This is a genomic window from Shimwellia pseudoproteus (genome assembly GCF_016415625.1).
Lineage (GTDB): Bacteria > Pseudomonadota > Gammaproteobacteria > Enterobacterales > Enterobacteriaceae > Shimwellia > Shimwellia pseudoproteus.
The window spans coordinates 262034-273708 of record NZ_WBXP01000001.1; the positions used below are offsets into that span (position 1 = coordinate 262034).

At 57.7% G+C, this 11675-nt stretch carries 8 protein-coding genes and 1 pseudogene; 5 read left to right on the top strand and 4 right to left on the bottom strand.

Going from position 1 to position 11675, the window contains the following annotated elements; all coding sequences use genetic code 11:
- Window positions 1-60: 60 nt before the first annotated feature.
- From hpaA to F9C28_RS01190, 3 genes and pseudogenes are all read left to right on the top strand, one after another.
- Window positions 61-936 (top strand): annotated as a pseudogene (hpaA, locus tag F9C28_RS01180) (4-hydroxyphenylacetate catabolism regulatory protein HpaA).
- A 216-nt stretch (window positions 937-1152) separates the two neighbouring features.
- Entirely contained in the window at window positions 1153-2715 is a 1563-nt protein-coding gene (hpaB, locus tag F9C28_RS01185) for a 4-hydroxyphenylacetate 3-monooxygenase, oxygenase component (RefSeq protein WP_199013263.1), read from the top strand.
- Window positions 2716-2726: 11 nt separating this feature from the next.
- Window positions 2727-3239, top strand: coding sequence for a 4-hydroxyphenylacetate 3-monooxygenase reductase subunit (locus F9C28_RS01190; RefSeq protein WP_199013264.1), 513 nt, complete (start codon window positions 2727-2729; stop codon window positions 3237-3239).
- A gap of 27 nt (window positions 3240-3266) precedes the next feature.
- Here F9C28_RS01190 and F9C28_RS01195 read toward each other — a convergent pair whose 3' ends face one another.
- Window positions 3267-3965, bottom strand: a complete 699-nt coding sequence (locus tag F9C28_RS01195; protein ID WP_199013265.1) for an FMN-dependent NADH-azoreductase — start codon at window positions 3963-3965, stop codon at window positions 3267-3269.
- A gap of 216 nt (window positions 3966-4181) precedes the next feature.
- Entirely contained in the window at window positions 4182-5084 is a 903-nt protein-coding gene (locus tag F9C28_RS01200) for an N-acetylmuramic acid 6-phosphate etherase (protein WP_199013266.1), read from the bottom strand.
- Window positions 5085-5281: 197 nt separating this feature from the next.
- Here F9C28_RS01200 and F9C28_RS01205 point away from each other — a divergent pair, with 197 nt between their 5' ends.
- Both F9C28_RS01205 and dcuR read left to right on the top strand, forming a co-directional pair.
- On the top strand, window positions 5282-6919 hold the full coding sequence (locus F9C28_RS01205) for a sensor histidine kinase (RefSeq protein ID WP_199013267.1): 1638 nt from the start codon (window positions 5282-5284) through the stop codon (window positions 6917-6919).
- A complete protein-coding gene (dcuR, locus tag F9C28_RS01210; protein ID WP_199013268.1) occupies window positions 6916-7635 on the top strand; it encodes a two-component system response regulator DcuR in 720 nt (239 codons plus the stop codon). Before F9C28_RS01205 ends, dcuR begins: the two co-directional genes overlap by 4 nt.
- Here the strand turns inward: dcuR and F9C28_RS01215 are convergent.
- Window positions 7616-8581, bottom strand: a complete 966-nt coding sequence (locus tag F9C28_RS01215) for an FAD:protein FMN transferase (RefSeq protein WP_199013269.1) — start codon at window positions 8579-8581, stop codon at window positions 7616-7618. The genes dcuR and F9C28_RS01215 overlap by 20 nt on opposite strands.
- A gap of 50 nt (window positions 8582-8631) precedes the next feature.
- Window positions 8632-11415 (bottom strand): flavocytochrome c, encoded by a 2784-nt coding sequence (locus F9C28_RS01220; RefSeq protein ID WP_199013270.1) that lies wholly within the window; start codon window positions 11413-11415, stop codon window positions 8632-8634.
- Window positions 11416-11675: the final 260 nt, after the last annotated feature.

Below are 11675 nucleotides of genomic sequence, written 5' to 3' on the forward strand. Positions count from 1 at the left end.
GCCGTGAGAACCACCCCGCTGCCCGGTTTTCCCCCGGGCAGCACCATGCCAGGAGCCACCATGACCGACAGCCCGATAGCCAATATTGATATCCGCAAAGAGTACGATGAAAGCCTCGGCAGCGATGATGTTCACTACCAGTCCTTCTCGCGCATGGCGGCGTTTTTTGGCCGCGATATGCGCCCTCACCGCCACGACAGCTTCTTCCAGATGCACTTTCTGAATACCGGGCAAATCGAGCTCCAGCTGGATGACCACCACTATTCGGTGGAGGCGCCGCTGTTTGTGTTAACCCCGCCGTCGGTGCCCCATGCATTTTTTACTGAGTCCGACAGCGACGGCCACGTGCTGACAGTGCATGAGGATCTGATCTGGCCCCTGCTGGAGGTACTCTACCCCGGCACCCGGGAAGCGTTCGGCCTGCCGGGGATTTGCTTTTCCCTCGCCCACTGTCCGGAAGAGTTACACGCTCTGGAGCATTACTGGCGGCTGATTGAGCGCGAATCGCAGGGGAACTTCCCCGGCCGGGAAAATACCCTGAAACTGCTGGCCCAGGGGGTGTTTACCCTGCTGTTGCGTAATGTGCGGCTAGACGATCAGGCCGCCAGCGGCATGCGCGGTGAACTGAAACTGTTTCAGCGCTTTAACCTGATGGTGGACCAGCACTTTTCATGCCACTGGAGCGTGCCGGACTATGCCCGGGAACTGCACATTACCGAGTCCCGGCTCACGGACATCTGCCGGCGTTTTGCTAACCGGTCGCCGAAAAAGCTGATCTTCGATCGCCAGCTCCGGGAAGCGAAGCGGTTATTGCTGTTTTCCGACTGTGCGGTGAACGACATCGCCTAGCAACTGGGGTTTAAAGATCCCGCCTATTTCGCCCGCTTTTTTAACCGCCTGGCGGGTTGCTCGCCGTCGCAGTTTCGCTGCCGCTGATCCCGCGTCCCCCGGGCGAAGTTGATCCCGATCGCAGTTTCCCATCCCGGCCCCCTGGGCCGGGGAAAAGTACCCGCCGTTGACCCAAAAGTCTCTTCCGCAAATCACCGTTGAGCGCTTCAATTGAACAACAAAAAGAAAACACAAAATTAACATTTCACATCGCAGGCGGGTTGCCGCGGTGTTCCAAATCCGAATATGAATAATGAGGTCCCTATGAAACCCGAAGATTTCCGCGCTGACGCCAAACGCCCGCTGACCGGTGAAGAGTACCTGAAGAGCTTACAGGATGGCCGCGAGATTTATATCTACGGTGAGCGAGTGAAAGATGTCACCACCCACCCGGCCTTTCGCAACGCGGCGGCCTCCGTTGGGCAGCTGTATGACGCTCTGCACCTGCCGGAAATGCAGGATAAATTATGCTGGAACACCGATACCGGCAGCGGCGGTTATACCCATAAGTTTTTCCGGGTGGCGAAAAGCGCCGACGATCTGCGCCAGCAGCGCGATGCCATTGCCGAATGGTCCCGCCTGAGCTACGGCTGGATGGGCCGCACCCCGGACTATAAAGCCGCCTTCGGTTGCGCCCTGGGCGCGAACCCGGCATTTTACGGCCAGTTTGAGCAGAACGCCCGCCACTGGTACACCCGGATTCAGGAAACCGGCCTGTACTTTAACCACGCCATTGTTAACCCACCTATTGACCGTCATAAACCCGCGGACGAAGTCAAAGACGTCTATATCAAGCTGGAAAAAGAGACCGACGCCGGGATCATCGTCAGCGGCGCCAAAGTGGTGGCCACCAACTCCGCCCTCACCCACTACAACATGATAGGTTTTGGCTCGGCCCAGGTAATGGGGGAAAACCCGGACTTCGCGCTGATGTTCGTGGCACCCATGGATGCCGAAGGGGTCAAACTGATCTCCCGGGCCTCCTACGAGCTGGTCTCCGGGGCCACCGGCTCCCCTTATGATTACCCGCTCTCCAGCCGCTTTGACGAGAACGATGCGATCCTGGTAATGGATCATGTGCTGATCCCCTGGGAAAACGTGCTGATCTACCGTGATTTTGATCGCTGCCGCCGCTGGACCATGGAGGGGGGATTTGCCCGCATGTATCCCCTGCAGGCCTGTGTGCGTCTGGCAGTCAAACTGGACTTTATCTGCGCCCTGCTGAAGCGCTCGCTGGAATGTACCGGCACTCTGGAGTTCCGTGGCGTACAGGCGGATCTGGGGGAAGTGGTGGCCTGGCGCAATATGTTCTGGGCCCTGAGCGATTCAATGTGCTCCGAGGCCACCCCGTGGATCAACGGCGCCTGGCTGCCGGATCACGCGGCGCTGCAAACCTACCGCGTCATGGCGCCGATGGCTTACGCCAAGATCAAAAATATCATTGAACGTAACGTCACCAGCGGCCTTATCTATCTGCCGTCCAGCGCCCGCGATCTGAACAACCCGGAGATCGACCGCTACCTGGCGAAATATGTCCGCGGCTCCAACGGGATGGATCACGTAGAACGGATCAAGATCCTGAAACTGATGTGGGATGCCATCGGCAGTGAGTTTGGCGGCCGCCATGAGCTGTATGAAATCAACTATTCCGGCAGCCAGGATGAGATCCGCCTGCAATGCCTGCGCCAGGCGCAGAACTCCGGCAACATGGACAAAATGATGGCGATGGTTGATCGCTGCCTGTCTGAATATGACCAGCACGGCTGGACGGTTGCGCATCTGCATAACAACGCAGATATTAACGTGTTAGATAAACTGCTGAAATAACGGAGGTTGCCATGCAACAAGAGAACGAGCAGCGCCTGCGCTTTCGCGATGCGATGGCCAGCCTGTCGGCGGCGGTGAATATTGTCACCACCCGCGGGGCTGCGGGCCAGTGTGGGATCACCGCCACGGCGGTATGTTCTGTCACGGATACCCCGCCCTCACTGATGGTGTGTATCAACGCCAATAGCGCCATGAACCCGGTATTCCAGGGGAACGGTAGGCTGTGCGTTAACGTGCTAAACCATGAGCAGGAGCTGATGGCGCGCCACTTTGCCGGGATGACCGGTATGGCGATGGAAGAGCGCTTTAAAGGGGAACAATGGCGCACCGGCCCTCAGGGGCAGCCGGTACTGGCGGGATCGCTGGCCAGCCTGGAAGGGGACATTAGCCAGGTCCAGACCATTGGTACTCACCTGGTGTATCTGGTGGAAATCAAAAACATCGTGCTCAGCGAAGAAGGCCACGGGCTGATTTACTTTAAACGCCGTTTCCATCCGGTGATGATGGAAATGGCCGTTGCCTGACCGGCCAGGTCAGGCAATCGCCGCCGGTTAGCCAAACAGCTTGCCGAGCAGTTTCTGTAAAAAGCCCTGCGGTTGCTCATCCTGAGCGGGGGCCACCGCAGGCGCTTCTGCCAGTTTTCTGGCGGCCTGGGTCCCGGCGAGGGTCGACAGCGCCGCTTTGGCATTCTCCAGCTCGCCGCTGGCGTGGTCACTCATCGCCATCCCTTCTGCCAGCACAAACTCCACGTCAGTGATGCCAATAAACCCAAGGAACACCTTCAGGTACGGGGTAACAATGTCGCTGGCGCCGCCGGCATGCAGGCCGCCGCGGCTGCTGATCACAATCGCTTTCTTACCGGTGACCAGCCCTTCCGGGCCTGCAGAGGTGTAGCGGAATGTCTCACCGGCGCGGGCAATCAGGTCAAAATAGTTTTTCAGCTGGGTAGAGATATTGAAGTTATACATCGGGGCCGCAATCACGATGGTGTCATGGGATTTCAGCTCCGCGATCAGCGCATCAGAATAGGCGCGGATCTCTTTCTGATGGGCGCTCAGCGTAGCGATATCGCCAAAGGCCCCCACCACTTCACCATCCAGCACCGGTAAGGGCTCCTGCGCCAGGTCGCGGACAGTAAGCGTATCCTGAGGATGCCCCTGCTTCCACTGTTCAGCCAAAAAATCAATCAACATATTTGACTGAGAAGCACCACCAAGAATACTGGATTTCAATACTAATACGCTGGCCATACGCCACCTCTACCTTATGAATTGGGATGTTGTCAGATGCCTGACCAATGAGGGGCATTCTAAAACTGAAATTTTCCTGGTAATAGCGAAACAATTCGTCTCAAACGGTCAATTTTTTTGACTATTTGTTGTGGTGAAAGGTACGCACATGGACGTCAGATATTGCGCAGAGACAGCTAGCAGAGGAAAACCGGGAGGCGGCCCTCCCGGTGGGGATTAGCGTTTTGGCGCTTCCTGCAATGCCATCCGCAGGTGGCCTTTATGCTGGTCCAGCAACCCGTGGGCACTCCAGGCATCCAGCCCGCTGAGCACCATCAAAATCGCGGTCTTGCACTGGTTATTACAGCTGGCCAGCGCGTCCCTGGCCACCGCGCGCGAACACTCGCCCGCCGCCATCACCACGGCAATCTGGCGCTCAAGGGAGTGAGTGTCACGGGCATCCAGATCCACCCGCATATTGCCGAATACCCGGCCAGCGCGGATTGCCAGCCCAGTGCTGAGCATATTGAGGATCTGCTGCTGTGCCAGGCTGGCGCGGGGATCCCGGAAGCCGGCAACCACTTCGGCCCCGGTCTGTGGGGCGACCAGAATGTCCGCCAGTTGCGCGGCTTCGCTGCCCTTTTCCCGGGTGATCACCGCCACGGTTGCCCCCAGGGCACCGGCGTGACGCAGCGCCCCCCATACCCAGGGCGTTTTACCGTTCACCGTCAGGGCCACCAGCAGATCCTGGGCGTTAAAACCGATGGCCTGTAACGCGCGCATCCCGCCATCATAATCCTGGGCGGCCTGGCTCCCCTCATGGAGCATGGCCTGCTGGCCACCGGCAATCAAACCAACCACGGGATGATGCGCTTCCGGCGCATGGTCCCGCGCAGTGTGTATCGCCTGGCGGCCAGAGGCCCCGGCCCCCACCAGTACCACCCGGCCACCGCGGCTCAGGGCCGCCGTGGCGTTATCAATCAGCCGCGTGATATCCGGCAGGCAGGCGTCAATCGCCGCCGCCAGCGACAGATCGTTCTGGTGGATGGCATTCACCAGATCCTGGGTGGACAGGCGATCAATTTGCGCCGTACTGGCATTACATCTTTCCCTGGCAAATGCGTTCTGCCCAATGCTCATACCCATCTCCTTAGTGCGGTTTATCTGTCCACTATAGCGATTTTCCCTGGCGCCGCCTGCGAGTAACGTCACGCTTCACCGGGCGGTTTTCGGCCATCCCCCGAAATGACGTGGCCGGAACAAATGTGCAGATTGCTTTAACATTGGCGCGCCATCGGTAATAATCACCCACTTTGTTATCCATTTCAGGGGTGTCGATGCGCGCCATACCACAACGCCCGGGGGGTGAAAAACACCCCATGAAGCTCAGCACCGCCGTCACCCTGATGGTGTCCAGTGTCATTATCACCGTGCTGGCGCTGGTCTATACCCTGTACTTTATCCAGATTGGCAATGCCTCCCGGGATGGCCTGAAAGAGACCGCCCGTGCCATTGCCCGCACCCTGGCCACCACCCCGGAAGTGATCAACGGGCTACAGCACCCACCGGATGCCGATAACGCTATCCAGCCGCTGGTCAGCGAAGTCACTGCCCGTAACCACTTGTTGTTTGTGGTGGTGACCAATATGCACAAACAGCGCTATTCACACCCCAATCAGGCCATGATTGGCAAGCAGTACATTGGTGATGACATTAACCCGGCGCTGCTGGGCAAAGAGAATGTCGCCATCAACCACGGGGTGCTCGGCCTCGCCCTGCGTATCTACACCCCGGTGTATAACGCCCAGCGCCAGCAGATCGGTATCGTGGCGGTGGGTATCCCGCTGAGTATTGTTGACCAGCATATTAACCAGAGCCGCTGGGGCATGGTCTGGACGCTGCTGTTCAGTATCCTGGTGGCGACCTTTGGGATCTGGGTGCTGGTGCGGGCGCTAAAGCGCATTCTGTTCGGCCTTGAGCCCTATGAAATTTCCAGCCTGTTCGAGCAGCGCCAGGCGATGCTTCACTCCCTAAAAGAGGGGGTGATCGCCGTGGATGCCCACGGGCGCATTACCATGATGAACCAGGCCGCCCGGCTGATTTTACTGGTGCCGGGTGAAGTCACTGACCGGGACGAAGACGACAGTGCGGCCCCCCACGCCCCGCTGCTGGCCAGCCTGCGGGAAGTACTGCGCAGCGGCCAGCCGGTGCAGGATCGCGAAATAGCCTGTAATCGCCATTTACTGCTCAGCAATACCGTGCCGGTACGCAGTAAAGGGGTGCTGATTGGGGCGATTTGTACCTTCCGCGATAAAACCGAGATCAGCCTGCTGATGCAGCGCCTCGACGGTATGGTCAATTATGTTGATGCACTGCGGGCGCACTCCCATGAGTTTATGAACAAGCTCCATGTCATCCTCGGCCTGTTGCATATGCGCAGCTATGACAAACTGGAAGAGTACGTTATCCAGACCGCCCATAATTATCAGACCGATATCGGGGCAATCCAGCACAAGGTGAAATCACCGGTGATTGCCGGGTTCCTGCTGGGGAAAATTAACCGCACTGAAGAGGCGGGCCATATACTCACCCTCGCCGAAGATTGCATGGTGCCGGATAATCCAAACCAGCAGCAGGTCACGGTGCTGATCACCGCGCTGGGGAACTTAATTGAGAATGCCCTGGATGCCATGCAGCAACAGGCCGGTGGCGAAATAGGCCTGCTGTTACATTATCAGGATGGCTGGCTCACCTGCGAGGTGAGCGATGACGGCCCGGGCATCGCGCCAGAGATTATTCAGACTATTTTTTCTAAAGGTATCTCCACCAAAGGGGAAAACCGCGGCGTGGGGCTATTTCTGGCCCGCCAGCAGGTGGAAGGGCTGGGTGGCAGCATCAGTGTTGAATCTGAGCCGGGTGTTTTCACCCAGTTTTTTGTACATATTCCCTGGGACAGTGAGAGGAAGGACACATGATCAACGTATTAATTGTCGACGATGATGCCATGGTGGCAGAGCTGAACCGCTGCTATGTGGCGCGGGTTCCGGGCTTTAACTGCTGCGGGGTGGCGTCTACCCTTGCTCAGGCCACCGCTTTTGTTCAGGACGCCAGCCACGATATCGACCTGGTCTTACTGGATGTCTATATGCAGCAGGAGAGCGGGCTGGATCTGCTGCCGGTGATCCGCGCCACCGGGCGCCCGATTGACGTGATTATGATCTCTTCGGCGTCGGATCGGGCGACTATCCAGACCTCACTGCATTACGGGGTGGTGGATTACCTAATCAAACCGTTCCAGTTCCCGCGCTTTGAAGAAGCCCTGAGCAACTGGCGCAACCGCTATAACCAGATGGAGGCCCACTCCTATTATGAACAGGCCGATGTCGACAACCTTATCCACAGCGGGCCGCCGGACGTCGCCGACACCCGTCGCCTGCCCAAAGGGCTCACCCAGCAGACCCTGCGCACCATTTGCCAGTGGATTGATGGCCACCCGGAAAAAGAGTTCTCCACCGATGATTTAGCCAACGCGGTGGCGATATCCCGGGTATCCTGCCGTAAATACCTCATCTGGCTGGCGCAGATTAATATTCTGTTCACCACCATCCATTACGGCGCCACCGGACGGCCGGTGTACCATTACCGTTTACAGGCAGACCAGGTCGGGCTGCTTAAGCAATATTGTCAGTAATCCGGTACTGGTCATCCAGCAAGGTAAACTGAAACTGCCGCCGGGATGAGCAGATAACCTCATGGTGGCGGGTGACGAAGATAGCCTCAATATCCTCCCGCTGGCGCAGTGCCGCACAGCCTGCGGTGACCCCCATCCCGTACAGCAGCGTGGTCCAGATATCGCCGTCCAGCGAGTCCCGGGAAATAATCGTCACGCTCAGCAATTCGTTATCCAGCGGGTAGCCGCTGCGGGGATCGAGAATATGGTGGTAACAGTGGCCGTCCTGCTCGAAATAGCGCTCATAAATACCGGATGTCACCACCGACTTGTCCGCCACGGTCAGGGTGCCGATCAGCGCATCCCGCCCGGCAAACGGCTTTTTCAGGCCAACGGTCCAGCCGCCATCCGGGGCCCCGAGCGTATGCACGTTTCCCCCAAGGTTAATTAACCCGGCGGTGACCCCCTCACGGCGTAAATAATCCCGCACCCGATCGGCAATATAGCCCTTGGCAATGGCCCCGAGATCGATCTCCATCCCGGCATCAGCCAGAAATACCGTGCTGGCGGCGTCATCGAGGATCACCCGTTCAGGGCGGGTCAGGGTTAGTAACTGGCGAATCTCATCAGCCGGGGGGACCGCGTCACCGTGAAAACCAATCTTCCAGCGCTTCACCAGCGGGCCGATGGCCAGGTTAAACGCGCTGCCCGGCAGCAGGCTGGCCGCCTTCGCGCAGCGGATCAGTTGATATACCGGCGGGCTGACCGCCACCGGATGCTGCCCCGCCGCCCGGTTCACCGCCATCACTTCAGAAGGCTCGCGGTTTACCGTAAACCGGTTCTCATACTGTTTAATCAGCCGGAAGACCGCACCGGCCAGTGCCTCGTTGTGTTCAAAAAGCCGTAACTGAATGGGGGAGCCCATCAACACCGCAGAATAGTTATACACACCGTCAGCACTGGCCATTGCGTTCTCCTGATAAAAAAATGCCCCGGCATTTGCCGGGGCATTGACGATTATGCGTTGGATTTCGCCCGGCTGGCAGCCTTATGTCCCGCCAGGGTACCAAAGATAATAATATCGGCCACCGCATTCCCGCCGATGCGGTTACCCCCGTGGACACCCCCGGCCACTTCACCCGCGGCATAGGCCCCCGGGATAACCTGCTGGTCAGTATTGAGCACTTCGGTATCCGGGTTAATGGTGATGCCACCCATGGTGTGGTGTACCCCCGGGGCGATACGGATCGCGTGGAACGGCCCGGCATTGATCGGGTTACGCAGCGCCGTGGTACGGCCAAAGTCGCTATCCTGCTGGGCATCCACAAAGCCATTATAGCGTTCCAGGGTCGCCAGCAACTGGTGCTGGTCCATTCCCAGTTTCTCCGCCAGTTCCCGCGGGGTGCTGGCGCTGGTCACCAGGCCACGGGCAATATACTCGTCGGCGGCTTTGTTTTTGGCCCGGACATGCTCATCAAACAGAATGTAGGCGTAATGTTCCGGCAGCGCGATGATCGCTGCAGAGACTTTATCCCGGGTTTCCAGCTCGTTAAAGAAGCGCGCACCCTGCTGGTTAACCAGGATACCGCCGCCGCCACGGATAGACTCAGAAATCAGATAAGAGGTGCTCTGCTCCACGGTCGGGTGAATCTGGATTTCGCCCATATCCACAGTGCCTGCGCCGATATCTTGCAGCAATTTGATGCCGCTACCGGTGGCCCCTTTGTGGTTAGTGGTCACGAAGCCCGCCAGGTCCGGACGATATTTCACCACCATGGCGCTGTTGGCGCTGAAACCGCCGGTGGCGACAATCACGCTGTGGGTCAGCACGGTGATGGTTTCGTTTTCGTCGTTCACCAGTTGCACACCGCTTACCGCGCCGTTGTCGGTCAGGATCGCAGTCACGGAGGTGTCCAGCATTACGTCAATTTCACGTTTATTGATATTGCGCACCAGGCCGCTGATCAGGTAGCCGCCGACAGCCGATCCGTCACGGGGACGGTGGGTACGGTCAATGCTCATCCCGCCAGTGGTGGTGATGTCATTGAGCATAATGCCGCGATCCGCCAGCCATTCGATGGCCTGAGGGGCATTTTCCACGAAGCGGTGCAGCAGCGCCGGGTTGTTTTTGTTTTTCCCGCCTTTCAGGGTTTCCGCATAGAACAGTGCTTTGCTGTCCTGGATGCCTTTCACGCGCTGGAAGCGGGTTTCCGCGGCGTTCATCCCCGCAGAGGCTTTCACGGTGTTACCGCCAATGGTCGGCATTTTTTCAACCACCAGCACACTGGCGCCTTCATCGTGGGCCTGGATTGCGGCCGCCAGACCCGCCCCGCCGCTACCGATAACCACCACGTCGACGTGGCGCGGGCCGGTTTCCACCACACCGGATTCCGCCGCCAGCGCTTTGCCGGATTTAGAGATAGCTTTGGAAACGGCTTTTTTCACCGCTTCACTCTGGCTGGTGGCGCCGGAAATCGCATCAACGTGCGGTGTGTTAGCGTCGAGAATGCGTGAACGAATCTCTTCAAAACTGGTGACAAATTCCACCTCGTCGCTGCCGCCGGCGGCCAGTTCGATATCGGCAATATGGTCGGTTTCCAGGCTGACGTTGATCACCAGTTCATGGCTGTCATCCTGTACCGTTTCCTGGAACACACCGGGTTTGAATTTTGACTCGGTCATGCTCATGTCGCGGATCATCGCTTCCACCAGGAAGGAGTGCCACAGCGGAACCGGAATATTTAGCGCCTCGCGCTGGGTACTGTCGATAGACAGCTCCAGATGCTCGCCGCGGGCAATACGATCGGTCCAGTCCGGGTAGGCGATGCAGGCGCGGCCCACGGCAATCAGGTCGTAACCGTTATCCATGGCCTGGTCGATATCGGCTTCATTAACAATACCGCCTACCCCCATCACCGGGATCTGCGCCAGATTTTCGGAGCGCTGTGCGACATATTTTTTGATAAGCGGTGTCGGGTCCTGGGTGTCATTGATTGACGGACGCAACGCAGCACCCAGCGAGAAGTGCAGGTAATCCAGCCCGTGCTCAGCCAGTTTCTCCAGCAGGTACAGGGTGTCGTCAAAGCGGATACCCGGGACTTCCAGCTCTTCCGGCGAGAAACGATAGCCCACGATAAACGCGTCGTCTGCGTACTGGTGCACCACTTTATGGGTGATATCCAGCACCGCCAGCGGGAAGCGGGCGCGGTTTTCGCGGCTGCCGCCCCATTCGTCATCACGCTGGTTAGAGTTCGGGGAGAAGAACTGCTGGATCAGATAGGTATTGGCGCCGTGCAGTTCGACACCGTCAAACCCGGCCTGAATCGCGCGACGTACCGCTTCACCGAATTTGTTGACCATACCGGTCACTTCATCACCGGTTAACGCACGCGGGGTGGCGGCGCCATCACGGGGGGCGGCCAGGGCGCTGGGGGCAACGGTAGTACGGCCACCGATCAGTTTCGGGTCCACCATGCGGCCGCCGTGATAGATCTGCAGCAGCGCTTTCGAGCCCCGGGAGTGGATAGCGTCGGCAATACGCGCCAGCCCTTCAATTTTGTCGTCTTTATCGATCCCCAAAGCACCCGGGAAGGCCGGACCAAGGTCATCAATAAAAGCACACTCCACCACAATCGTACCGATACTCCCGGCCCGGGCACGGTAATATTCAACGACTTCATCAGTGACTGAGCCATCATAAAAACCGGTACAGGTCGTCATCGGCGCCATAAACAGACGGTTTTTCAGCTCGGTACCATTGGGTAACGTAAAGGGGCTAAGTATGCGCTCGTTACTGCTCATAATATTGAACTCCAAACTTTTAAAAATTGAAATTTCTGAATTCTGGATCGGTGTTTTATTTTTGGTTATGGTTCTTGCCGAATTTGTATTTATAATATAGATCTATTTTTAGTTACTAAAGTAATTACATTAGTTAAAAAACTATTTAATCGCCCATATAAGGAAGGTGCGAACAAGTTCCTGATATGAGATCATCATATTCATCCGGAGCGCATCCCAGAGGGACATCATGAGCCATCAACTCACCTTCGCCGATAGTG

Excerpts from the sequence above, each read along its gene's own strand:
- F9C28_RS01200 (WP_199013266.1), bottom strand. The coding sequence starts at position 5,084 with ATGAGCATTGGGCAGAACGCATTTGCCAGGGAAAGATGTAATGCCAGT.
- F9C28_RS01215 (WP_199013269.1), bottom strand. The coding sequence starts at position 8,581 with ATGGCCAGTGCTGACGGTGTGTATAACTATTCTGCGGTGTTGATGGGC.
- F9C28_RS01205 (WP_199013267.1), top strand. The coding sequence starts at position 5,282 with ATGCGCGCCATACCACAACGCCCGGGGGGTGAAAAACACCCCATGAAG.
- F9C28_RS01195 (WP_199013265.1), bottom strand. The coding sequence starts at position 3,965 with ATGGCCAGCGTATTAGTATTGAAATCCAGTATTCTTGGTGGTGCTTCT.
- hpaB (WP_199013263.1), top strand. The coding sequence starts at position 1,153 with ATGAAACCCGAAGATTTCCGCGCTGACGCCAAACGCCCGCTGACCGGT.
- F9C28_RS01190 (WP_199013264.1), top strand. The coding sequence starts at position 2,727 with ATGCAACAAGAGAACGAGCAGCGCCTGCGCTTTCGCGATGCGATGGCC.
- F9C28_RS01220 (WP_199013270.1), bottom strand. The coding sequence starts at position 11,415 with ATGAGCAGTAACGAGCGCATACTTAGCCCCTTTACGTTACCCAATGGT.
- dcuR (WP_199013268.1), top strand. The coding sequence starts at position 6,916 with ATGATCAACGTATTAATTGTCGACGATGATGCCATGGTGGCAGAGCTG.